Below are 23,715 nucleotides of genomic sequence, written 5' to 3'. Positions count from 1 at the left end.
TTGTCGTCGGCCTGTTTTGCCACCGGGCGCGGGTTACGACAAGTCGCGCTGCATCACCAGCGCGTTCAATTGTTGGCCGCTGGCATCGCGGTAATAGCGCTCGCGCCGGCCCACGGTGCGAAAGCCCATGCGTTCATAGAGGCGGCGCGCCGGCTGGTTGTTCTCCTCGACCTCGAGGAACACCTTGTGCACGCCGCGGCCGGCGAGATGGCCGAGATGGGTCTGCAGCAGCGCGCGCGACAGGCCCTTGCCACGCCGCGCGGCGGTGATCGCGATCGACAGGATCTCCGCCTCATCCAGCGCGATGCGCGACACCGAGAAGCCGATGATCTGCCGCCCTTGCCGCAGCCGGTGGGTCAGCGTGTTGCGATCGAGGATCATCTGCTCGAATTCACCGGCGCCCCAGCCGCGGTGAAATGAGGCGCCGTGCAGCTGTGCAAGCTGATGTACGTCGCCGAGCTGCGCCGTCTCCACGACGGGCGGGATCGAGCCGAACAGGTTCGCGAGAAGACGGCGCATGGTGCGGTATCGGATCGGGCAGAACGATGATGCAGGCTTATACGATGCCGGGAGGCAAGGGAACCGGCCGGCGTGGCGCTACAGGGTCGGCAGCGCGGCGGCCTGCGGCTTGGCGTCGGGCGCCCGCAGATAGTAGGGCCGGGCGGGGGCCGCGTCGGGACTGACCGCGGCGCCGAGCCAGGCGACCCAGGCGATGTCGGGAGCGGGGCGCGCCATCACCTCCACCGGCGGCGGCGCGTCGCCGGGCCAGCGGTCGGCCACCAGCTGCGCCGCGTTGCCGACGAGGCGCGGCGCGCCGAACTGCGCGGTCTCCAGGGCGTCGGCGATCGTCGCGAGGCGCGGGCGCACCAGGGTGCCGCCGCTGCCGCTGACCACCTGCAGATAGACCTGGTCGTGACGCGCGTCGATCACCGAGATCACCGGCGCCTCGCCATTCTCGCTCACCGGCGCGGCGGCGAACGCCGACAGCGTGGTGACGCCGACGACCGGCTTGCTGGCCGCAAGTGCAATGCCGCGCGCCGCCGACAGGCCGACGCGCAGGCCAGTGAAGCTGCCGGGGCCCGTGGTCACCGCGATGCGGTCGAGGTCGGCAAACGGCACGCCGGCGGCGTGCATCACGCGGTCGAGCAGCGGCAGCAGCGCCTCGGCGTGGCCGCGCTTCATCGCCTGCGATTCCTGCGCGCGCAGCGCGTTGGCGTCGGTGTCGAGCACGGCGGCGGCACAAGCGTCGAGCGCGGTATCGATGGCGAGGATCAGCATGGTCTCTGGCGGCAAGGCGGATGCATTCGGCGGCAAACTGCCCGGCAAACGATGAAGGGGCAAGCGTTTCCACGCCTGCCCCTGGCAAAATCGCAGATGTCGCGGGATGGCTTACGCCATCGGGCGGACCTCGACGACATCCGGCACGAAGTGCCGCAGCAGGTTCTGGATGCCATGCTGCAGCGTGGCGGTCGACGACGGGCAGCCGGCGCACGAGCCCTTCATGTCGAGATAGACGATGCCGTCCTTGAAGCCGCGGAAAGTGATGTCGCCGCCATCATTGGCGACGGCCGGGCGCACGCGCGTCTCGATCAGCTCCTTGATGATGTCGACGGTCTCGGCGTCGGCCTCATTGAAGAACTCGTCCGCGTCCGCCTGATGCGCGCCGTCGCCGAGCAGCGGCTCGCCCGACATATAGTGTTCCATGATGGCGCCGAGCACGGCCGGCTTGAGGTGCTGCCAGTCGCTGTCATCCTTGGTCACGGTAACGAAGTCGGCGCCGTAGAACACGCCGGTGACGCCGGGCACGGCGAACAGCCGTTCGGCGAGCGGCGAGCGGCCGGCTTCGCTGCGGTCGCGGAATTCCATGGTGCCGTCGCCGAGCACGTTGCGGCCGGGCAGGAACTTGAGGGTCGCGGGATTGGGGGTCGCTTCGGTCTGAATGAACATCGCTGTCTCCGGCACATCGCCGGTTCAAGGCCGGCGCGGCCCAAGGGTTGAGGCGGGAATGGAGGCCGTCGAGGCCTCCCGCACCTTAGCGCCGAACGCGGCGCCCGGAAACGCGGTGGCCGGCATGGCTGCGGCGCGGCAGCGCCCATGCCGCAGACATAGCCTCTTTGGCAGCTCGATCAAGGGGTTGGTGACGTCTTTGTGGCGCCGCGGTCAGGTCAGGGCGGCAATGTCGGCGGCGTCGAGGTTCCCCGGAACCAGCGTCACCGGGATCGGAAATGTGCCGGCCAGCGCCGTGACCGCGGTGATGATCGGCCCGGGGCCCTCGACACCGGTGGCGGCGGCGAGCACCAGCAGCACAATGTCGGGGTCGGTCGCGATGACGTCGAGGATCTGCGCCCCGGCGCTGCCCTCGCGGATCACCCGCGCCGGGGTGATGCCGGCGACGTCGGCCGCCCGCGCTGCCGCGGCGTCGAGCGCTGCGTTGGCGGTCTCATGGGCTTCGGCGCGCATGATGTCGGCGACGCCGAGCCATTGCTGGTTGTGATCCTCGGTGTCGATCACCCGCAGCATCACCACGCCGCCGCTGTTGCGCAGCGCCCAGCGGCTGGCGTAGCGCACCGCGCGGTCGGCTTCGGCGGTGTCGTCGACGATCACCAGGCACTTCGGCGCGTGGCCGGCTTCGTAGGCGCGGCGCGGCGTGGTCATGCAAGCCTCGATGTTCGCCGGGATCGTCCCGGTCGCATCGAGCTTCGCGTCCGCCGCGCCGGCACGCAAGCCCCTTGCGTCGGTTGGTCTTACTTCTTGCGGATGAAGCCGACGATGTCCTTGACCGTGTTCATGGTCTGGTCGGCGATGACGCGGGCGCGGTCGGCGCCGTCCGACAGGATGCTGTCGATGTAGCTGGTGTCGCTGGTCAGGCGCTTCATCTCGGCGCCGATCGGCCCGAGCTTCTCGACAGCGAGATCGACGAGGTTCGACTTGAAGCTGGAGAACTGGCCGCCGCCGAACTCCTGCAGGATGTCGGGCTTGGGACGGCCCGACAGCGCCGCATAGATGCCGACGAGGTTGTCGGCCTCGGGGCGGTGCTCCAGTCCCTTTTCCTCGGTCGGCAGCGGTTCCGGATCGGTCTTGGCCTTGCGCACCTTCTGGGCGATGGCGTCGGCGTCGTCGCTGAGATTGATGCGCGAGTAGTCCGACGGGTCGGACTTCGACATCTTCTTGGTGCCGTCGCGCAGGCTCATCACCCGCGTCGCGGGCCCGGTGATCAGTGGCTCCGGCTGTGGGAAGAACAGGCCGTCGGCAAAACCCTGCTGGCGGATCTGGTCGCCGAAGTCGTTGTTGAACTTCTGAGCGATGTCGCGCGCCAGCTCGAGGTGCTGCTTCTGGTCCTCGCCCACCGGCACATGGGTGGCGCGGTAGACCAGAATGTCCGCCGCCATCAGGTTGGGGTAGGCATAGAGACCGACCGAGGCGTTCTCGCGGTCCTTGCCGGCCTTCTCCTTGAACTGGGTCATGCGGTTGAGCCAGCCGAGGCGGGCGACGCAGTTGAACACCCAGGCGAGCTCGGCATGGCCGGACACCTGGCTCTGGTTGAAGATGATGTGCGCCTTGGGGTCGATGCCGGCGGCGATGAAGGCGGCGGCGACCTCGCGCGTCGCCTTGGTCAGCTCGGCCGGGTCCTGCCACACGGTGATGGCATGCATGTCCACCACGCAGTAGATGCACTCGTGGGTCTGCTGCAGCTTGACGAAATTGACGATGGCGCCGAGGTAGTTGCCGAGATGCAGGTTGCCGGTCGGCTGCACGCCGGAGAACACCAGTTGTTTGGTCGTCATTGCTTCGTTCCTGGCCGTCGTTCGAAAGAGATCTAAGGTGCTGGCCCCACGCCGAGTGCCCCGCAACCGGCAGCGCTAGAGGCGTCCCTTGCCACGCGCGCCTCAGGCGCGCAAGTCGTCGATCGCCTGGCTCCAGCTGACGATGCCCAGCAACTCCAGCAGCAGGCCGTACAGCGCGAGCCCGACCGCGACGAGGCCGCCGAGAATGGTGAGCTGGGCCGTGAAATGCGCCTCTGCGGTGACCGGCGCCACGAACGCTTCGGCGAGCCACAGCACCGCGCCCATGATCACGGCAGCGCCGACGATCCGCGGCAGCCGCCGCCGTGCCGCGTCGTCGAGCGACAGTCCGAACGCGCCGGCGCCGCGCCACAGCAGGACGCCGGCACAGCACCAGGCGCCGAGCGCGATGCTGACGGCGACACCGTTGGCGCCGAACCGCGGGCCGAGCAGCAGGCCGGCGATCACCGCGGCAGCGAGGCCGGCCAGCGTCGCCCACAGCGGAATCGCGGTGTTGTCGCGGGCGAAGAACGCCGGCGACAGGGTCTTCACCAGCACATGCGCCGGCAGCCCCAGCGCCAGCACCATCAGCGCCTGCGCGGTGGCGCGGGTATCCTCCGCGGTGAAGGCGCCGTGCTCGAACAGCACCCGCACGATCAACTCGGACAGCACGATCAGCCCCAGCGTTGCCGGCAGCACGAGGCCGACCGCGAACTCGACGCCGCGCGATTCCGTTTTCACCAGCGCCGGACGGTCGCCGTCATGCACGGCGCGGGTCAGCGACGGCACCAGCACCGTGCCCATCGCGACGCCGACGACGCCGAGCGGCAGCTCGATCAGGCGGTTGGCGAAATACAGCCACGACACCGCGGCCGGCGACGACGACGCCAGGATGGCGCCGGCGACCATCAGGAACTGGGGTCCTGCATTGGCGAACATGCCGGGCACGGCCTTGCGCAGGAAGGCGCGCATCTCCGGGTCGAAGCTCGCGCGGACCGGATGGGCGAGGCCTTCGCGGTCGCGGCGGCGCTGGATCAGCACCAGCGTCTGCAGCAGGCCGGCGAGGCCGACGGTCGCCGCCATTGCTGTGGCGGCGAAGGCGATGTTTGCGCCGCGCAACATCAGCAGCAGCGTTACGCCGATCAGCGTGATGTTGAACAACAACGGCGAGAACGCGCTGAGCAGGAAGCGGTGCTCGGCATTGAGCACGCCCATCATCACCGTGACCGGCCCGACGAACGCGAAATACGGCAGCATCAGCCGCGCGTCGGCGACCGCGCTGTCGAGCGTGCCGGCGACGAAGCCCGGCGCGAGAAAGCTCATCACCTGCGGCATCAGCAGGCCGAGCATCACGGCGATGACGATCAGGATCAGGCTCATCGTGCCCATGACGCGGCCGGCGAAGGCTGCGGCGGCGACCGGGCCGCCGCTGTCGCGGGCGCGCAGATAGCCGGGCACCAGCGCCGCGTTGAGCGCACCTTCGGCCAGCAGGCGGCGGGTGACATTGATGAACTGGAAGGCGACGAGGAAGGCATCGGCGACCGGGCCGGCGCCGAGCAGCGCCGCGGTCAGGGAATCGCGCACGAAGCCCAGCAGGCGCGAGGTCAGCGTTCCCGATGAGACCGTGACGACGTGGCGAATCATGGCGGCGGTCTGGTTTCCGGCTCTGGCATCCCGGGCGGGGCCCGTGTCCACGTGCGTTCAAGGCATGTGCAATCATTCCAGCATTTGCCCGGACCTCCGTCCGGCGCAAGGGGGATGTCGTCAAATCATTGATATCCGAGGTGCTTTCGCCGAACAGGGTTGCCGGGATGTTGCCTGCCGGCGGCGGCCGGCCGGCCTTGCTGGCAGCGGCGCGGTCGTGATACGTCGGCGCCGTCTGCACGGCCTTTGTCGTGCGCCATGATCAATCGGCCGGGCAGCCCCGGCGAGCGGAGCACTGTCGATGACGACTGCGAAATACGATGTTCTCGGCATCGGCAATGCCATCTTCGATATTCTGGTGCGCACCGACGACGCCTTCCTGACCCGCCACGGCATGGCCAAGGGATCGATGGCGCTGATCGACGAGGCCCAGGCCGCGGCGATCTACGCCGCCATGGGCCCGGCCACGGAAGTGTCCGGCGGTTCGGCGGCCAACACCATCACCGGCGTTGCCGCGTTCGGCGCCCGCGCGGCCTATGTCGGCAAGGTCAAGGACGATCAGATCGGCCGCATGTACAGCCACGACATCCGCGCCGCCAACGTCACTTTCACGACGCCGGTGGCGAGCGACGGCCCGGCGACCGGCTGCTCCTACATCCTGGTCACGCCCGACGGCGAGCGCACCATGAACACCTATCTCGGAGCCGCGCAGAACCTGCGGCCCGACGATATCGATCCCGAGCAGATCGCGGCGGCGTCCATCACCTATCTTGAAGGCTACCTGTGGGATCCGGCGGACGCCAAGAACGCGTTCGTCAAGGCGTCGAAGATCGCGCACGAGGCTGGCCGCACCGTGGCGCTGACCTTGTCGGACGCGTTCTGCGTCCATCGCTACCGCGACGAGTTCCTCGAGCTGATGCGCGGCGGGACGGTCGATCTCGTGTTCGCCAACGAGGCCGAGCTGCTGTCGCTGTACCAGTCGACCGACGTCGACGCCGCGCTGACGCAGCTGGGCAAGGACGCGACATTCGCGGTGGTGACGCGCAGCGAGAAGGGCTGCGTCGTCGTCACCAAGGACAAGACCACCGCCGTGCCGGCCTTCCCGATCAAGGAGCTCGTCGACACCACCGGCGCCGGCGATCTCTTTGCTGCCGGCTTCCTGTTCGGCCTCGTGCGCGGCGCCAGCCACGAGCAGGCCGGCCGCCTCGGCGCGCTCGCTGCTGCCGAGATCATCCAGCACATCGGCGCGCGTCCGCAGACGTCGCTCAAGGAACTCGCCCAGAAGCATGGCCTGCCGGTCTGAGCGCACGGCGCGGTCGGCATTGCGGCACGAATTGTCGGGGCGCTGCGTCGGTTCGACGAGCCCGCGCCGATGTCGTAGCATCCCGTCGGCACGGTCGATCCGCCGTGCCGACCGGAGGGCAGGCGCATGGCCGATCGCATTCTCGTCCTTTATGGCTCCTATCGCGTCGATCGGATGGGCATCCGCCTCGCCGATTACATTGTCGCGGGCCTGCGCGGGCGCGGCGCGGATGCCGAGCTGATCGATGCCAGGGCGATCGGGCTGCCGCTGCTCGATCGGATGTACAAGGAATACGCCAGGGGCTCCGCCCCGCCGGCGCTGGAAGCGCTCGCAGACAAGATCCGCACCGCCGATGCCTTCGTGTTCGTGACCGGCGAATACAATTGGGGCATGCAGCCCGGGCTCAAGAACCTGACCGATCATTTCCTCGAGGAATGGTTCTGGCGTCCCGCCGCCATCGCCAGCTATTCGGCCGGCCGCTTTTCCGGCGCGCGGGCCAGCATGATGTGGCACGGCACGCTGTCCGAGATGGGCATGGTCGTGATTTCGAGTACGCTGGCAGTCGGGCCGATCGCGGAAACGCTCACGGCCGACGGCAAGCCGAGCGGTCCGGCCGGCGCGTTTCTTGATCGCGCATTCCCGCGCTTCGCCGACGATCTCGCGTGGTGGACGGAAGCCGCCCGCGCCCAGCGCGCGCGCAAGGCGCCGCCTTACTGATCGCCCCTGAGGACCAGCCCCGTCGCAGCCTCCAGCTCCGCGAGCGCCTGCGCCGCATTCACCACCTTGATCGTGGTCATGCCCATCTCGCGCGCCGGCTTCAGGTTGACGCCGAGATCGTCGAGATAGACGCACCGCGCCGGGTCGACGTTCAGCGCCTCGATCATCATGCGGTAGATGCGCGGATCGGGCTTGCGCAGGCCGATCTTGGCCGATTCGATGACATGGTCGAACAGCACCATCACTTCGGCGACATACAGCGAGCGGCCGCTCCGGCTGCCGATGCTGTTGGCGGGCAGGTTGTTGGTGATGCATCCGGTCTTGGAGTGGGCCTTCACCCGCCGCAGCGCCTCGATCATCTCCGGGCGCAGGTCGCCCGACAGCAGCGGCAGGACGTCGGCGCCGCGGACCTCGGCGCCGAGCGCGCGCGATTCCGCCGCGAACAGCTCATCGAAGGTGGCGAGATCGATCTCGGCCCGCTCGAACTTCGCCCAGGCGTTGTCCAGGTGATTGGCCGCATTGGTGCGCCGGATAATGTCGACGGGCAGGCCGCGTTCCGCCTCGAACCGCGCAAACGCCTCGAACGGCGAGGTGGTGATCACCCCACCGAAATCCCAGATCACCGCCTCGATCATTCGGTCCCGCCGCCGTTCCGTTGAATGAACAGCGAGATTAGCCGGTGGTGCTCTGGGATGTCCATTGCTGTGCATGCGAGCGAGCATGATGCAGCTCTCGGCGGCCGCGCCGCTCCTCTCCATCGCGGGGAGAAGCAGCGCGTGCCGGGCGTCGGGCTCACGCCGCGCGCCGGCCGCTGCCGAGGCTGTCGTAGACCCCGCGTTCGAAGGCCGCGAAAGTCTGCAGGCATTTGGCGTCGGCGAATGGCAGCAGCTGCATCAGGATGACGCCGGCGACATCGCGCACCGGATCGATCCAGTAGTAAGTGTTGGCAAGACCGGCCCAGGCGAGGCTGCCGGCGCTGCGGCCTTCGGGCGTGACCCCGGTATTGATCAGGAAGCTGAGGCCCCACTTTTTCGGCATGCCGGGATAGAGGTCGACGTCGTTGCTGAGCGGCGGCGCCGCCGTGGTCATCTTCGTCACCTCGAGGTCGCCGATGCTGTTCTCGCTCATCAGCGCCACCGTCTCGGGCTTGAGTACCTGGTGGCCGTTGGCGCGGCCCTTGTTGAGAATCATGCGGGTGAAGGCGAGGTAGTCGCGCGCCGTGCCGTAGAGACCGCCGCCGCCCATGTGAAATTCCGGCTCCTGCTCCAGCTCGAACGGGATCGGCACCAGGCCGTCCGGCGTGCGGGCATGCATGCCGACGAGGCGCTCGCGCATCGCCGCGCTGATCCTGAACGCGGTATCGGTCATGCCGAGCGGCGCGAACATGTGGTCACGCAGGTAGGCGTCGAGCTTCTGGCCGCTCGCCGCCTCCACCGCCTTGCCGACGAAATCGATGTTGGTGCCATATTCCCAGCGCGTGCCGGGGTCGGCCATGATCGGTGTCTTCAGCGCGGCGTTCTTGCAGGTGGTGACGCCCGGCGTGCCGGTCTTTTCCTGGTAGATGCCCATCTGCCCGTTCCAGATCTCGTAGCAGAAGCCGGCGGTATGGGTCATGAGCTGGCGCAGGGTCATCGTGCCCTTTGCCGGCCGCAACTGCGGCGTGCCGTCGGCGGCAAAGCCTTCCAGCACCTGCGGCTGCGCGAGATCGGGCAGCACCTTGCCGATCGGGCCATCGAGCGACAGCTTGCCCTGTTCGACGAGTTGCATCGCCGCGGCGGAGGTCACCGCCTTGGTCATCGATGCGATCCAGAATACGCTGTCGGTGGTCATCGGCTGTGGCTTCGACAGGTCGCGTTGGCCGAACGCGCCGTCGTAGATCACGTCGCTTCCGGTTGCGGCGGTGGCGACGACGCCGGGGATGTCGCCGCTGTCGACGGCGCGCCGCAGGACCTGATCGATGTCCGGGGATTGGCTCATGGGGTGTGTCCTCCATCGTTGTTTGTTGTTGAGGCCGATGATCTTGGGCCCGTGCCCTGCGGACGGCAAGGCCGCCGCGTCGTTGCGCCGCGCTGTCGCAGGGCCGTCACGAATGTCGTCAGTTTCTGCGGCGGTCGCGCCGGAGAATGCCGGCCAGCGGCCGTCTGCCAAGCGAGATTGTGCCGCCGACGCAGCGGGATAGCGCGAATGCGGCGCCGCCGGACTGCGCACCGTGTGCGCCGGCGCTCCGCCTCACCGGAAAGTGCCGTGGGTATGATTGACATCGGGCCGCGGCCGGCGCGAACCTCTCCCGCCGCCTAACCCCGACCGTCGGGGCGCTGGCCATGAGTTCCAGGAGATCCTGCCGATGACACCCGTTTCTTCCGCCGCCGTCGCGTCCACCGCCGCTTCGCTCCATGATCGCCTCAAGGATCCGACGCTGCTGCGCGACCGCTGCCTGATCGACGGCGCCTGGGTCGGCGCGCCGTCCGTCAAGGTCGACAATCCCGCCACCGGCACCACCATTGTCAGCGTGCCGCGGCTCGGGGCCAAGGAAGCGACCGAGGCGGTGGAAGCCGCCGAGCGCGCCTTCAAGACCTGGTCGAAGACCACGGCCAAGGAGCGTGCCGTGCTGCTGCGGAAGTGGTTCGACCTGATCGTCGCCAACCGCGACGATCTTGCGCTGATCCTGACCTCCGAGCAGGGCAAGCCGCTCACCGAGGCGCGCGGCGAGATCGACATCGGCGGCGCCTATGTCGAGTTCTACGCCGAGGAGGCGCGGCGCGTTTATGGCGAGACCATTCCCTCGCCGCGTGGCGACGCCCGCCTTCTCGCCATTCGCCAGCCGATCGGCGTCGCCGGCGCCATCACGCCGTGGAATTTCCCGTGCTCGATGATCACCCGCAAGGTGTCGCCGGCGCTCGCCGCGGGCTGCACCGTGGTGCTCAAGCCCGCCACCGAGACGCCGCTCACCGCGCTTGCGCTCGCCGCGCTGGCGGAGAAGGCCGGCTTCCCCAAGGGCGTGTTCAATGTGCTGACTGGTGATTCTGCGGCCATCGGCAAGGTGCTGTGCGAGCATCCGGCGGTGCGCGTCGTCGGCTTCACCGGGTCGACCGAAGTTGGCAAGATCCTCTATCGCCAGGCGGCGGTCGGCGTGAAGAAGCTCGGCCTCGAGCTCGGCGGCAATGCGCCGTTCATCGTGTTCGACGACGCCGATCTCGACGCCGCGGTCGAGGGCGCCATCGTCTCCAAGTTCCGCAACATGGGTCAGACCTGCGTGTGCGCCAACCGGCTCTACGCCCAAGACAAGATCTACGACGCCTTCGTCGAAAAACTGTCGGCGAAGGTTGCGGCGATGAAGCTCGGCGATGGCACGCAGGACGGTGTCGTGCAGGGCCCGCTGATCAACGCCGCGGCGGTGAAGAAGGTCGAGGAGCATATTGCCGACGCGGTGTCGCATGGCGCGAGGGTCATCACCGGCGGCAAGCGCTCCTCGCTCGGCGGCACCTTCTTCGAGCCGACGGTGCTGGCCAATGTCCCGGTCGATGCGCTGGTGACGCGCGAGGAGACGTTTGGCCCGCTGGCGCCGGTCTATCGCTTCAAGGACGAGAAGGAAGTGGTTGAGATGGCCAACGCCTCGCCGTTCGGCCTCGCCTCCTACTTCTACTCGCGCGATCTCGGCCGCGTCTGGCGCGTCGCCGAGGCGCTGGAGTCCGGCATGGTCGGCGTCAACACCGGCCTCATCACCACGGAGGTCGCGCCGTTCGGCGGCGTCAAGGAATCCGGCCTCGGACGCGAAGGCTCGCGCCACGGCATCGAGGAGTATGTCGAGATCAAGTACATCATGATGGCCGGCATCTGAGCTGCGGTCATCGCACGACGACAAAAGCCGCGCAGCGATGCGCGGCTTTTCTTTCAGCCTCGCGGCTTTCTAACCGCCCGGCGCGTGTTTGCATTCTCTGCGTCATCACCGGGCCGACGCGCAGCGTCGTGACCCGGTGATCCAGCTTTAAAAGCTCTCGTCGCGTTGCGAGCAAGCTGGATTGCCGGGTCAAGCCCGGCAACGACGCCGTGGGTGGGTCGCGTTCTGAAAATCAAGCTGGGCGGCTCTGAGTTGGCATCTCGCTTAACCCAACGAAGTGCTTCGATTTCGCACGTCGCTGTGGCGCCGCCCCTCATGGTGAGGAGCGGTCCGCAGGACCGCGTCTCGAACCATGAGGCCGGGGTGTTCGGGCCTCATCCTTCGAGACGCGGCTTCGCCGCTCCTCAGGATGAGGGGTAATGCGTGGGCCCTCACTCCGGCAGCGGAATGAACTCGTGCTCCTGCGGCACATGGGCGAAGCGGCCCATCTTCCAGTCTTCCTTGGCCTGCTCGATCCGCTCTTTGCTGGAGGAGACGAAATTCCACCAGATGTGCCGCGGGCCTTCGAGCGCGGTGCCGCCGAGAAACATCATCCGCGTCGGCTTCAGTGCGCGCACGGTGATGCGGTCGCCGGGGCGGAACACGAGCAGGCGGGGCCCCTCGAAGATGTCGGACGCGATCTGCACTTCGCCGTCGACGAGATAGATCGCGCGCTCCTCGTGGTCGGCATCGAGCGGCACCGCGGTGCCGGCGTCGACCGTGACCTCGGCATAGAACCACGGCGACACCATCTCCACCGGCGAGGTGGCGCCGAAAGCGGAGCCGGCGATGACGCGGGCGCTGAGGCCGGTATCCTTCACCACGGGAAGGCGCGTGGCGTCGAAATGCTGGAAGCTCGGATCGATCTCCTCGCGCCCGGCGGGCAGCGCGATCCAGCTCTGCAGCCCCAGCATCTTCTGGCCGACCGCGCGCTGCACGTCGGGCGTGCGCTCGGAGTGGGCGATGCCGCGGCCAGCGGTCATCAGGTTCATCGCGCCGGGCATGATCTCCTGGATGTTGCCCTCGCTGTCGCGATGCATGATATGGCCGTCGAACAGGTAGGTGACGGTGGCGAGCCCGATATGCGGGTGCGGCCGCACATCCATGCCCTTGCCGGCGAGATACTGCACCGGCCCGAAGTGATCGAAGAAGATGAAGGGGCCGACCATCTGGCGCTTGCCGTGGGGCAGCGCGCGGCGCACGGCAAACCCGTCGCCGAGGTCGCGCACCCGCGGCACCACCACGAGTTCCAGCGCATCGCAGGTTTGCGGGTCACCAAGGATCGGGTCGGCGGAGGGCTGCCAGCTCATGATCGTCTCCTGCTGCAGAAAGCGTGGTCTCGACGATAGGCCACGCGGGAGCAGAATTCTACTGCGGAGCGAGCGCGTGGTGTGTGACGGCGTCATGTCGCGCGGGCGACAGCTCCAGCACGCGGTAGGCCGTGGCCATCAAGCTGGTGTCGAGATCGTCGCGGCGCAGCACCTCGCGCGGCATGCGCGGCGCCGAGATCAGCAGTCCGATCGCGGCATAGACCGCCAGCATGATATCGGCCTCGCTGCGGTCCGGCGCCAGCGCGCGCACGGCTGCGACCCAGCGCCGCGCATGGTTGCGCTGGCGCTGGCGGAAATGCCGTCGCAGATCTTCCGGCAGCGCGCGCTCGATCTCGAATACGCAGGCGAGCTCGGGGTGGCACAGTGATAGCTGCACCTGGCCGTGGATCAACGCGACCAGCTCCCGCTCCGGTTCCGCCTCGGGCGGCCCGACGAGTTCGGCAAGACGATCCAGCGTCAGGTCGCAGACGCCCTTGAAGATCTCGACCTTGTTGGCGAAGTGGCGATAGAGCGCCGGTCCGCTGATCCCCGCCGCTTCGCCGATGTCGTCGATCGACACCGCATTGAAGCCGCGTTCGGAAAACAGCCGGGAGGCGACGTGCAGGATTTGTTCGGCGCGGCGCATGCGGCCTCATGTTCAGGATTGACTCGATGTTAACGAGCGTTAACATCCGCGGCAATCAAAACCGGCCGATCCAAGGCCGATACCATCACCGGGAGGAACGATCGTGTTGATGACGGAGATGATCCGCCGGGGCGCGCTCTATCATGGGCCGCGCCCGGCCGTGCTGTTCGGCGACCAGCATCTGACCTTCACCGAAGTCGACAGGCTGTCCAGCCAGTTCGCCCATGCGCTGATTGAGGGTGAAGGTCTTGGCGTCGGCGGCCGCATCGGGCTGCTGCTCAACAACTCGCTCTACAGCATGCCGATCGATTTCGCCTGCGCCAAGGCGCGCCTCGTGCGTGTGCCGCTCAATTCGCGGCTGTCGGCGAACGAACAAAAACAGATGCTCGAGGGGGCCGGCGTCACCGTGCTGCTGCACGGCCCGGAGCTCGCCGAGCGCGCCCGCGAGCTGCAGCAATTGGTGAGCGGACTGAAGATCCGCAGCCTCGGCGGCGCGCAGGACGACGACCTGCTGCAGGCCGCCCGCAGCCAGCCGGACACGCTGCCCGACCGGCGGCCCGAGCCCGACGATATCGTGCTCGCGATCTACACCTCCGGCACCACGGGCAAGCTCAAGGCGGTGCTGCACACCCAGGCGAGCTGGGCGGCGATCACCGACAATGTACTCCGCAACATGGAGATCGCGGCCGGCGACATCATGCTGCATGCCGCCTCGCTGATCCACGCCAGCGGCTGTTTCGTGCTGCCTTACTGGATTCGCGGCGGCGCGGCGGCGGTGCTGCCGGGCTTTGCCCCCGCGGCCTATGTCGACGCCATCGAGCGCTGGAAGCCGACGGCGCTCAATCTCGTGCCGACCATGATCGGCATGCTGCTGGATCATCCCGGCATCGAGACCGTCGACATGCGCTCGGTGTCCACTATGCTTTACGGCGCTTCTCCCATGCCGCGGCCGACCATGCTGCGGGCGCTGAAGCTGTGGGGTCCGCGCTTCATCCAGTATTACGGCCAGACCGAGGCGCCGCTGTTCATCACCGTGCTCGAGAAATCGGATCATGTCGGCCCGCACGCGGAGCAGCGCCTGGCCGCCTGCGGCCGCCCCAGCATCGATTGCGAGATTCGCCTGGTCGACGAGGACGGCAACGATGTGCCGGCCGGCGAGAGTGGCGAGATCGTGCTGCGTGCGCCGTTCGCCATGGCCGGCTATTACAACGCGCCCGAGCTCAATGCGCAAACCATCCTGCCAGGCCACTGGATCCGCACCCGCGACGTCGGCCGGTTCGACGACGATGGCTATCTCTATTTGGTCGACCGTACCTCGGACATGATCGTCACCGGCGGCTACAACGTCTATCCGCGCGAGGTCGAGGATGCGCTGGCGGCGCACCCGGCGGTGCGCGAGGTGGTCGTGGTCGGTCTGCCCGACGATAAGTGGGGCGAGGCGGTGGCCGCGTTCGTCGCGCTGCGCCAGGACATCGCCGCCGAGGAAGTCGAGCTGATCGCCTTCGCCCGCGAGCGTCTCGCCGGCTACAAGGTGCCGAAGTCGGTGCGCTTCATCCCCGAGGTGCCCAAGAGTCCCGTCGGCAAGCTGCTGCGCCGCGCGGTGCGCGATCCGTTCTGGGCCGGCCGCGAGCGCAAGATCTGATGGCGGAGGCAGGCATGAGCAAGGTCGTCGTCGAGAAGAACGATCGCGTCACCACGGTGATCATCAACCGGCCGGAATGCCGCAACGCCGTCGATCACGAGACCGCGCTGCTGTTGCGCGCGGCCTTCGCCGCCTTCGACAAGGATGAGGGCAGCGACGTTGCCGTGCTCACCGGCGCCGGCGGCGCGTTCTGCGCCGGCTACGATCTCAAGACGGTCGCGACCGCGCCGGTGCACGATCCGGCGGGCGAAGGGCCGATGGGCCCCTCGCGCATGCTGCTGTCCAAGCCGGTGATCGCCGCGGTCGAAGGCCATGCGGTTGCCGGCGGGCTCGAGCTGGCGTTGTGGTGCGACATGCGGGTCGCATCGACCACGGCGGTGTTCGGCGTGTTCTGCCGCCGCTGGGGCGTGCCGCTGATCGATGGCGGCACCGTGCGGCTGCCGCGGCTGATCGGTCACAGCCGCGCGCTCGACATGATTCTCACCGGCCGGCCTGTTGCTGCCGAGGAAGCGCTGTCGTTCGGCCTCGCGAACCGCGTCGTACCGCAGGGCACCGCGCGCGCCGCCGCCGAGCAACTGGCCGTGGAGTTGTCGCGCTTTCCGCAGGTGTGCATGCGCGCCGACCGGATGTCGAGCTACACCCAGTGGGGCGACGACATCGCCACCGCGCTGCGCCACGAAGGCGAGGGCGGCGACGTGCCGCTGAGGGCGGAAGCGGCGAAAGGCGCGGCGCGCTTTTCCGCAGGTCTTGGCCGCAGCGGCGATTTCAAGACGATCTGAGCGAAAAGGTCACCGCCTTTCCCTTCGTCGTCACCGCCCCAGCCGTGTCGCCTCGCTGACCCGGCCGAACCGTTCCAGCGACAGGATCGCCTCGGCGAAGCGCGAGGCGCCCTCGTTCAGCACCGGTTGCGCAAGCTGCATGAATTTCTGCTGCATCGCCGTGGCGTCGGGGAACGACGGTGGTTCGCCGGAAGGATCGGCGACGAGACGCTCGTGCGTCGTGTCTCCGCTGACGACACTCACGCGCGCGCCGAACGGATGGCTGCGGCCTTCGAGCCGCGCGTCCTGCACCACCTCGATGCGGTCGGCGATGCCGTCGATCGCCGCGTCGCCGAGCCGGCCGTAGTCGTCCCACCCGAAGCTGCCCTGATCGAGCGCGAGCGCGCCGGTGAAGAACATCGAGAACTGTCCGCCGACGATGCTGCGCGGATGGCGCTTGGTCGTGGGATCGCCGGTCAGGGTGATGCCGTTGCGATGCAGGCCGATCTCCACCCTCGCGACATTGTCCGGCGTCAGGTTGTGCTCGCGCCGCATCGCGATCAGCGCGTCGATCGCCGCATGGGTGTAGCGGCAGCTCGGATACGGCTTCACGCCGATCTTCATCGTCTCGTAGACGGTGCCGAGGCCGGCGACCGCCTTGGCGGCGTCGGCGTGATCGGTGTAGCCGACCAGCAGGCCGTGCTTGCCCTCGACCGATTCGCTCGCGCCGATGAAGCTCTGTTTTGCCAGCGTCGCCGCGATCACGCCGTTCATGGCGGCGGCGCCGACCTGGTAGCGCTTGTTCCAGGCGCCGTTGACCAGAAACTGGAGCGAGCCTGCTGCCTGGCTGCCCGACACGCCGAAGGCGGAAATTAGCTGTTGTACGCTGAGGCCGAGCAGCTTGCCGGCGGCGGCGGCGGCGCCATAGGTGCCGGCGGTCGCGGTCGGATGGAAGCCGCGGGCATAGTGCGCTGTCGGGTCGAGGGCGTTGCCGAGCCGGCAGCACACCTCATAGCCGGCGACGATCGCGGTCAGCACATCGCGGCCCGACGCACCGACCATTTCGCCGACCGCGAACGCCGCCGGCACCACCGGCGCGCTCGGATGCAGCGAGGAATCCGCATGGGTGTCGTCGAAGTCGAGGGAGTGACCGAGCGCGCCGTTGAGCAGCGCCGCGACCGCCGGCGTGTAGCCGCGCGTGTCGCCGAACACGGTGGCTTCGCCGCGGCCGTCGAGCGACAGCGCCGCCAGCATGCCGAGCAGTGACGGCGTCGAATCCGCCTCGCGCCGCGCCCGCACCGCGCTGCCGAGCAGGTCGAGCGTCAGCGCCTTGGCGCGTGCTTTCACCTCGGCGGGAATGTCGTCGAATGTCAGCTTGTTGACATAGGCGGCCAGTGTTGCGGTCTCGTTCGCCATTTCCCGGTTGGTCCTTCGCGCGCATCCCCGAGGTTCGTCCCACGAGGTTGATCGCGAGGGTAGGCGCGCGGGAAATGGCATTCAAGCCGTACGCGCCTGCATCCCGTCGGCAGGGCCATGCGTCCGGCGATGGACGTCGTGCCTCAGACGTCCCACGCCGCCGGCAGATTGACCGGTCCGCGGAACACCCAGCCGCTCCAGCGCACTTCGTCGCCGCTGAGGCGAAGATTTTTCAGGCGGCGGAATAGCGTCGGCAATGCGATGTCGCCGACCATCACCCGCGATGCCCAGATGCCGAGACAGAAGTGCGGCCCGCCGCCGAACGCGAGGTGCGGCTTCTTCGGCCGGCGGATGTCGAACCGGTCGGGATCGTCGAACACCGCCTCGTCGCTGTTGGCGGAAGCGAGCACGACGCCGAGCCGCGCACCTTCGGGCAGCCGCGTGCCGCCGAGTTCGGTGGCGCGGGTCACCTGCCGCGGATACATGCCGATCGGCGCCACCCAGCGCACCGTTTCCTCGAACGCTGCGCGCCACAGCGTCGGGTCGGCCTCCACCAGCGCGCGCTGCTCCGGGAAAGCCATCAGCGCGTAGGCGCCGACAGCGATGGCGTCGCGCGGTTCGTTGAGACCGCCGCCGATGAACACCTTGACGTTGCCGCGGATCTCGTCGCGGCTCAGCGGATCGGAGGCATTGAGCATGCACGAGATCACCGACTCGTCGGGATGGGCGCGCAGGTAGGGCGTGATGTCGTCGATCGCGGCATCGACCTCCGCCGCGGCCGCATCGGCGCGTGCCCAGATCTCCGGATCGTTGCCGTAGTTGCCGGTGCCGTCGATCAGGGCCTGGGACCAGCGCCGCAGGTCGTCGGCGGGGGTGTTGTAGAGGCCGAGCAGGCGGCCGAGCGCCAGCGCGGCGCAGGGCGCGGCGAAGCGGTCGAACAGGTCGGCGTGGCCCTCGGCGATGAAGCCGTCGATCAGCCGGTCGACGATCGCCTGGAATTCCCCCGTCCAGCGGTTCTTGATCGCCGGCGGCCGCAGCGCCGGCTCGCAGGCCATGCGCTCGCGGCGGTGCGCGGCGCCGTCCTTGCGCAGCAGCGTCGGCCCCATCACGCGGATCATCAGCGACTGCGTCTCGGCGGCGCTGAAAATCTCGGGCTGGCGCTCCAGCTGCACGATATCGGCGTGCCGCGTCACCAGATAGCGGTTGGCCGCCGGCACCCATGCCACCGGCGCATCGCGCCGCAGCCGCCGATAGATGGGATAGGGGTCGGCCGTCAGCGCGGCGAGACTGATCGCCTCGCCGTCCGCGCGCGGTTCGCTCAGCATGGGCGTCCTCCGGCCCGCGCCGCGCGGCGGCCGGGCGTTTGTCGTTGTTGCCGCGAAGTCTCCGGCGGCCCCATCCATTTGTAAAACCTGAAATTCCGTCTAACATATTCGGAAATTCCGAATTTAAACGGGAGGTTCCCGCGTGTCGTTCCAGCCGCGGTTCTCGCTCCGCCAGCTCGGCTACTTCCTGCAGCTGGCGGAATCCGCGACGCTGTCCGAGGCCGCCGGCCGCCTCAACATCTCGCAGGGCGCGCTGTCGGAATCGCTGCGTGAGCTCGAGGCGGATCTCGGCCTGCAGCTGTTCGTGCGCCGCCGCGCACTCGGCATCACTCTGACGCGGCCGGGGCGCGAGCTGCTGGTGCACGCACGCAACGTGCTGGTCGCCGCGGAGGACTTCCAGGCGCGGGCGCAGGGCAAGGGCGCGGCGCTCGCCGGCCGCTTCACGGTCGGTTGCTACACCACGCTGGCGCCGTTCCTGATGCCGAAGCTGATGGCCGACTGCCGTGCCGCGCATCCCCAGGTCGAGATCGAGCTGATCGAGGGCTCGGCGGAAGATCTGCAGCAGCGCCTGCACGACGGGCGCTGCGATTTCGCGGTGCTCTATGATTTTGACCTCGCCGCGGAGACCCTGCGCGACGATCTCTACCGCGTCGCGCCGCATGTGCTGTTGCCGCGCGGCCATCGCCTCGCCGGCCATGCGAAGGTCGATCTGCGCCGGCTTGCGGCCGAGCAGCTCATCCAGTTCGCACTGCCGCCGGCGGAGCACAACACCCAGCAGATCTTCGACAATGTCGGGGTAACGCCCAAGGTCTGGCTGCGCACCCGCAACTTCGAGCTGGTGCGCTCGCTGGTGGCGCGCGGCCTCGGCTACGCCGTGCTGCTGCAGCGCCCGCCGGCGGAGATCGCCTATGACGGACATGCGGTGGTCGCCCGCGACATCGCGCGGCTGACCAGCGTGTTCTCGGTCGCCCTCGCCCGCAGCCCCTACATGGCGCCGTCGCAGCGGCTCGAGCTGTTTCGCGGTTTCTGCGTCGGCTCGCTGGCCGCGGCCGCACCCGCCGTCGATCGTGCGAAGGCGGGACCTGCCCGCCGCGCATCGCGCCGCGCGGCTACGTAACAATGCGGACTTGAGCGCGGCAGTGCTTTCGGCGTTGCTCGGCAGGTGGACCGCGGTGCTGAGTCGCGCAGGCGATGTGTTGGTTCGCGGATGGGGAGTTTGGGATCATGAGGCGTGTCATCGTCGCCATCGCCATCCTCGCGGCAGCGGCGGGTGACGCCGTCGCGCAGGGCATGTATCCGCTCAATCCATCGGTGACGGTCAACCAGCAGCGCACCAATCCCTACACGGTGTCGCCCAACGCGCCGACGCAGACCTATCCGTCGGGCAGTACCTTCCAGAGCCCGTTCGTCAGCCCGTTCACGACGACCGGCGCGAGCTACCCGCCGCGCAGCGGCTATGCCGGCAGCGGTTCGCAGTAGGACAAACACGCCCTTCGCAGACGTCAGCCGAAACGTCGATGCGTCGCGCGCCCGGTCCGCGCGGGCGCGATGATGGCGATGATCTGTCGTCAAAATTCCGAATCTGAAATGCGCCGATGGGTGTCGTGCAGGCGGCCGCGTTTCGCTGATTCGATGAGACGCGGTCGCGGCCGGCTTGCCGTCACTCGTTTTACTACGCGAATGTACGGATGCGGGGCTGCAATGTGGTGTGCTAGCGACGCGTACAACTACGTTCTATCCCTTAAAACAAGGCCTGAAATCGCAGGTCTAAAAATGCATTAACCATACGCGTGATATTGCCCGCGCATGGTGCAGGAAAATTTACCAACACGTTGGTTGCGTATCGTCGCGGGTGGCGTGATCGCTCTTGCGCTGGCCGGCTGCTCGACGATGCCGCGCAACGGTCCCGACAGCGGCGCCATTCGCGCGCAGCAGCCGGTCTCGCCGGAGAGCTTGCCGTACGCGCTCGTCAACGTCACGCCGCAGACGGTCGCGACTCTCAACGACAACACCGGCCGCCTCACCAACGCGTTCTCCGACCAGAGGCCGCCGAACGAGATCCGCTTCGGCGTCGGCGATGTCGTCAGCGTCACCATCTTCGAGGCCGCGGCGGGCGGACTGTTCATTCCGCTCGAAGCCGGCGTGCGCCCCGGCAACTTCATCGCCCTGCCCAACCAGCCGGTCGACGGCAAGGGCAACATTTCGGTGCCGTACGCGGGGGCGATCCGCGCCGCCGGGCGCACGCCCGGCGAGGTTCAGCAGACCATCATCAAGGCGCTGCGCAATCGCGCGATCGAACCCCAGGCGGTGGTGGCGCTGGTCGACCAGCGCACCTCGCTGATCAGCGTACTCGGCGAGGTCAATGTACCGTCGCGCTTTCCGGCCAATGCCGCTGGCGAGCATCTGCTCGATGCCATCGCCCGCGCCGGCGGTCCCAAGGCGCAAGGCTACGACACCTGGGTGTCGCTGGAACGCGAAGGCAAGCGCGCTCGGGTGCCGTTCGGCGCGCTGGTCTATGAGCCCTCGAACAACATCTTCGTCCGCCCGCAGGACACGATCTACGTCTATCGCGAACCGCAGACTTTCGTGGCGTTCGGCGCCGCGGGCCAGCAGGGGCAGTTCAATTTCGACGCCTGGCGCATCACGGTGTCGGAAGCGGTCGCCAAGGCCGGCGGCCTCAACGACGCCATGGCCGATCCCGGCTCGATCTTCATCTACCGCGGTGAGACCCGCGAGGTCGCGGAGCGGCTCGGTGTCGACGTTCGCCGCTTCGACACGCCGATCGTGCCGGTGGTCTACAATTTCAACATGCGCGATCCGTCGACGTACTTCCTGACCACCCAGATGGCGATGCGCAACAAGGACGTGCTGTACGTCTCGAACGCCCACGCCGTCGAGGTCAGCAAGATCCTCAACTACATCCGCCTGATCACTGCGACCGTCAACGACCCCATTGTCGCCGCCTACAACGGCGTGGCCCTGCACAATCTGGTGAGACCATGACATTGCAGATCTCCAAGATGAGCCGCATTACCGACCGCCAGGGCCTCTCCGCCGAGACCCTGGCGCCGGACCAGATCCTTGCTTCGGTCGCCGCGTTCTGCCGGCGGCAATACCGCATCATCATCGGGTTGCTGCTGCTGACGCTGCTGCTCGCCGTCGGCTATCTCATGGTGGTGCGATCGACCTACACGGCGCAGGCGACGATCCTGATCGACACCCGGCGGGTGCAGCTGCAACCGCAGTCGATGTTCAGCGAGGCCCCGGTCGACGCGCCGCTGGTCGAGAGCCAGGTCGAGATCATCAAGTCGGACGACATCGCCCGGACCATCATCAAGAACATGAATCTCGCGTCCGACCCGGAGTTCGTGCGCTATGGCGGCGGCCTGCTGGGCAACGCCCAGTACTATCTCTATGGCCTGCTGGAGCTGCTCGATTTCGGCGGCGGTTCCGACGCACAGGAAGCGATCGACCGGCGGGTGCTGCGCGAGTTCTCGAGGAACCTCAGCGCGCGCCGGGTCGGCGTCACCTATGTCATCGAGGTCAGCTATCGCTCGGCTTATCCTGACCGCGCCGCCAAGATCGCCAACGCGGTGGCCGAGGCCTATATCGCCGATCAGCTCAACGCCAAGTATCTCGCAGCGAAGCGCGCCAGCGACTGGCTTGCGGAACGTATCGCCGAGCTGCGCGGCCAGGCGACGTCGGCGGAGAAGTCGATCGCCGATTTCAAGGCGGAGAACAAGATCGTCGATGCCGGTGGACGCTCGATCACCGAGCAGCGCGTCGCCGACATCAACAAGGAACTGCTGACGGCGCGGACCCAGACCACGGAGGCACGCGCGCGGCTCGAGCGCATCAATCAGATCATGAGCTCGGATCTGCGCGAGGCGACCGTGACCGATACGTTGCGGAGCGACGTCGTCAGCAAGCTGCGCCTGCAGTATCTCGACATCGCCGGCCGCGAGGCCGAGCTGGCGGCGCGCTATGGCGCGTCGCACGACGCCGCGGTCCGGCTGCGCAACCAGATGCAGGAGATCAAGCGCGCGATCAACGCCGAGCTGGCGCGGCTCGCCGAGACCTATCGCAGCGATTTCGAGATCGCCAAGAAGCGCGAGGCCGACGTGCAGGCGGCACTCGACGATGCGGTGGCGAAGTCGCAACTCACCGGCCAGGCACAGGTGCGCCTGAAGGAGCTGGAGAGCAACTCGCAGACCTATCGCACGCTTTATGAGAATCTGCTCGAGCGGTATACGCAGGCGATCCAGCAGCAGACCTTCCCGATCACGGAGGCGCGGATCATCTCCAGCGCCAGCCGCCCGGTGCGGCGCAGCAGCCCGTCGACGCTGCTGGTGGTGCTGGTCGGAACCGTCAGCGGGCTGATGCTCGGGCTCGGCGTCGGCATCATCAACGACATGGCCGATCGGGTGATCCGCACCCGTGGCCAGGCCGAGGCGGTGCTCGGCATGGAATGCCTGACACTGCTGCCGGTGGTCGATGCCGCGAACGTCTCCATCGTGCCTGCTGATACGGTTGCCGCGCCATCGGGGGTGCGGGCTATCGCGCCCGGCGCGTGCATGGGCTGGGCCGCGATGGCCGACGCTTTTTCGGGCTACGCCGAGGGCATTCGCGCCATCAAGGGAGCGATCGATCTCAGCCCCAAGCCGGAGCACGGTCGCGTCATCGGCTTGTCCTCTGCGCTGCAGGGCGAGGGCAAATCGACGATCGCGGCGTCGCTCGGGATGCTGTGCGCCCAGGTCGGGGCCCGGACCATCGTGGTCGACGCCGATCTGCGCAATCCGGCGCTGACCATGCAACTGAGCCCCCAGGCCGCGGCTGGCCTGTTGCAGGTGGTCGGCGGCATGTCGGAGCTGGACGAGGCAGTGTGGCGCGAGCCGGCGAGCGGGCTGGCGTTTCTGCCTGCGGTGCTCAAGGCGCCGCTCGCCAGCTCCAGCGAGGTGATGGCGTCGGCAGCGATGAAGGATCTCGTGACCCGGCTCGCCGGCAGCTACGACTATGTCATCATCGACTTGCCACCGCTGACGCCGGCGCTCGACGTGCGCGCGACGGCGGGTTTCGTGCAGGCCTATGTACTGGTGATGGAGTGGGGACGCACGCGGATCGATGCAGTCGAGGACGCGCTGGTTTCGGCGCGGGCCTTGAAGGATCGCCTGCTCGGCGTGGTTCTGAACAAGGTCGATACCGATCAGCTCGGGCAGTATGCGTGGCAGATAGGCAGCCCGCGCCGCGCCGGTGGCGGCGAGCCGCACTGGGTGGTGCGGGATTCGGCGTCGTAGC

21 protein-coding genes are annotated in these 23,715 nt (G+C 68.0%); 9 read left to right on the top strand and 12 right to left on the bottom strand.

Annotated elements, in window-relative coordinates:
* Positions 1–33 precede the first annotated feature (33 nt).
* The 6 genes from rimI to murJ all read right to left on the bottom strand — a co-directional run bounded on the left by rimI (position 34) and on the right by murJ (position 5,426).
* The gene (gene rimI / locus JQ639_RS25305) at positions 34–519 is read right to left on the bottom strand and encodes a ribosomal protein S18-alanine N-acetyltransferase (RefSeq protein ID WP_211968809.1); all 486 of its coding nucleotides are present in this window, start codon (positions 517–519) and stop codon (positions 34–36) included.
* 78 nt (positions 520–597) lie between these two features.
* The gene (gene tsaB / locus JQ639_RS25300) at positions 598–1,278 is read right to left on the bottom strand and encodes a tRNA (adenosine(37)-N6)-threonylcarbamoyltransferase complex dimerization subunit type 1 TsaB (protein WP_211969072.1); all 681 of its coding nucleotides are present in this window, start codon (positions 1,276–1,278) and stop codon (positions 598–600) included.
* 111 nt (positions 1,279–1,389) lie between these two features.
* Complete coding sequence (locus JQ639_RS25295; protein ID WP_211968810.1) at positions 1,390–1,947, bottom strand: NifU family protein; 558 nt, start codon at positions 1,945–1,947, stop codon at positions 1,390–1,392.
* A gap of 213 nt (positions 1,948–2,160) precedes the next feature.
* Entirely contained in the window at positions 2,161–2,655 is a 495-nt protein-coding gene (locus tag JQ639_RS25290; RefSeq protein WP_211968811.1) for a universal stress protein, read from the bottom strand.
* A gap of 89 nt (positions 2,656–2,744) precedes the next feature.
* The gene (trpS, locus tag JQ639_RS25285) at positions 2,745–3,785 is read right to left on the bottom strand and encodes a tryptophan--tRNA ligase (RefSeq protein WP_211968812.1); all 1,041 of its coding nucleotides are present in this window, start codon (positions 3,783–3,785) and stop codon (positions 2,745–2,747) included.
* A gap of 102 nt (positions 3,786–3,887) precedes the next feature.
* Entirely contained in the window at positions 3,888–5,426 is a 1,539-nt protein-coding gene (gene murJ / locus JQ639_RS25280; protein WP_211968813.1) for a murein biosynthesis integral membrane protein MurJ, read from the bottom strand.
* 301 nt (positions 5,427–5,727) lie between these two features.
* On the opposite strand from murJ, the gene JQ639_RS25275 reads away from it, so the two are divergent.
* Entirely contained in the window at positions 5,728–6,729 is a 1,002-nt protein-coding gene (locus JQ639_RS25275) for an adenosine kinase (protein ID WP_211968814.1), read from the top strand.
* 126 nt (positions 6,730–6,855) lie between these two features.
* A complete protein-coding gene (locus JQ639_RS25270; protein ID WP_211968815.1) occupies positions 6,856–7,446 on the top strand; it encodes an NADPH-dependent FMN reductase in 591 nt (196 codons plus the stop codon).
* On the opposite strand, the gene JQ639_RS25265 is transcribed toward JQ639_RS25270, so the two are convergent.
* Both JQ639_RS25265 and JQ639_RS25260 read right to left on the bottom strand, forming a co-directional pair.
* Positions 7,440–8,081, bottom strand: a complete 642-nt coding sequence (locus JQ639_RS25265) for an HAD-IA family hydrolase (RefSeq protein ID WP_211968816.1) — start codon at positions 8,079–8,081, stop codon at positions 7,440–7,442. The genes JQ639_RS25270 and JQ639_RS25265 overlap by 7 nt on opposite strands.
* Before the next feature lie 157 nt (positions 8,082–8,238).
* The gene (locus JQ639_RS25260; RefSeq protein ID WP_211968817.1) at positions 8,239–9,423 is read right to left on the bottom strand and encodes a serine hydrolase domain-containing protein; all 1,185 of its coding nucleotides are present in this window, start codon (positions 9,421–9,423) and stop codon (positions 8,239–8,241) included.
* Positions 9,424–9,790: 367 nt separating this feature from the next.
* Between JQ639_RS25260 and JQ639_RS25255 the strand changes: the two genes are divergently transcribed.
* Complete coding sequence (locus tag JQ639_RS25255; protein ID WP_211968818.1) at positions 9,791–11,284, top strand: NAD-dependent succinate-semialdehyde dehydrogenase; 1,494 nt, start codon at positions 9,791–9,793, stop codon at positions 11,282–11,284.
* Between the two features lie 431 nt (positions 11,285–11,715).
* On the opposite strand, the gene JQ639_RS25250 is transcribed toward JQ639_RS25255, so the two are convergent.
* Both JQ639_RS25250 and JQ639_RS25245 read right to left on the bottom strand, forming a co-directional pair.
* On the bottom strand, positions 11,716–12,633 hold the full coding sequence (locus JQ639_RS25250; RefSeq protein WP_211968819.1) for a pirin family protein: 918 nt from the start codon (positions 12,631–12,633) through the stop codon (positions 11,716–11,718).
* Between the two features lie 58 nt (positions 12,634–12,691).
* Complete coding sequence (locus tag JQ639_RS25245; protein WP_211968820.1) at positions 12,692–13,279, bottom strand: TetR/AcrR family transcriptional regulator; 588 nt, start codon at positions 13,277–13,279, stop codon at positions 12,692–12,694.
* Positions 13,280–13,388: 109 nt separating this feature from the next.
* Here JQ639_RS25245 and JQ639_RS25240 point away from each other — a divergent pair, with 109 nt between their 5' ends.
* Positions 13,389–14,921 (top strand): class I adenylate-forming enzyme family protein, encoded by a 1,533-nt coding sequence (locus JQ639_RS25240; RefSeq protein ID WP_249123440.1) that lies wholly within the window; start codon positions 13,389–13,391, stop codon positions 14,919–14,921.
* A gap of 14 nt (positions 14,922–14,935) precedes the next feature.
* Positions 14,936–15,700 (top strand): crotonase/enoyl-CoA hydratase family protein, encoded by a 765-nt coding sequence (locus tag JQ639_RS25235; protein WP_249123441.1) that lies wholly within the window; start codon positions 14,936–14,938, stop codon positions 15,698–15,700.
* A 30-nt stretch (positions 15,701–15,730) separates the two neighbouring features.
* On the opposite strand, the gene JQ639_RS25230 is transcribed toward JQ639_RS25235, so the two are convergent.
* Together JQ639_RS25230 and JQ639_RS25225 are read right to left on the bottom strand one after the other, a co-directional pair.
* Positions 15,731–17,095, bottom strand: a complete 1,365-nt coding sequence (locus tag JQ639_RS25230; protein ID WP_211968823.1) for an MmgE/PrpD family protein — start codon at positions 17,093–17,095, stop codon at positions 15,731–15,733.
* Positions 17,096–17,238: 143 nt separating this feature from the next.
* Complete coding sequence (locus tag JQ639_RS25225; RefSeq protein ID WP_211968824.1) at positions 17,239–18,420, bottom strand: cytochrome P450; 1,182 nt, start codon at positions 18,418–18,420, stop codon at positions 17,239–17,241.
* Between the two features lie 142 nt (positions 18,421–18,562).
* Between JQ639_RS25225 and JQ639_RS25220 the strand changes: the two genes are divergently transcribed.
* The 4 genes from JQ639_RS25220 to JQ639_RS25205 all read left to right on the top strand — a co-directional run bounded on the left by JQ639_RS25220 (position 18,563) and on the right by JQ639_RS25205 (position 23,714).
* Positions 18,563–19,537 (top strand): LysR substrate-binding domain-containing protein, encoded by a 975-nt coding sequence (locus JQ639_RS25220; RefSeq protein WP_211968825.1) that lies wholly within the window; start codon positions 18,563–18,565, stop codon positions 19,535–19,537.
* Positions 19,538–19,644: 107 nt separating this feature from the next.
* Positions 19,645–19,899: a hypothetical protein gene (locus tag JQ639_RS25215; protein WP_211968826.1), complete on the top strand. Its 255-nt coding sequence runs from the start codon at positions 19,645–19,647 to the stop codon at positions 19,897–19,899.
* Positions 19,900–20,256: 357 nt separating this feature from the next.
* The gene (locus JQ639_RS25210) at positions 20,257–21,423 is read left to right on the top strand and encodes a polysaccharide biosynthesis/export family protein (RefSeq protein WP_349644579.1); all 1,167 of its coding nucleotides are present in this window, start codon (positions 20,257–20,259) and stop codon (positions 21,421–21,423) included.
* The gene (locus tag JQ639_RS25205) at positions 21,420–23,714 is read left to right on the top strand and encodes a Wzz/FepE/Etk N-terminal domain-containing protein (RefSeq protein WP_211968828.1); all 2,295 of its coding nucleotides are present in this window, start codon (positions 21,420–21,422) and stop codon (positions 23,712–23,714) included. The genes JQ639_RS25210 and JQ639_RS25205 overlap by 4 nt, the downstream gene beginning before the upstream one ends.
* The last annotated feature ends 1 nt before the right edge of the window (position 23,715 follow it).

Origin of the sequence: Bradyrhizobium sp. U87765 SZCCT0048 (assembly GCF_018131225.1) — a bacterium.
Taxonomy (GTDB): domain Bacteria; phylum Pseudomonadota; class Alphaproteobacteria; order Rhizobiales; family Xanthobacteraceae; genus Bradyrhizobium_A.
Note: the sequence above shows the minus strand (reverse complement) of the source record. Positions and strands in the feature narration are given on the sequence as shown.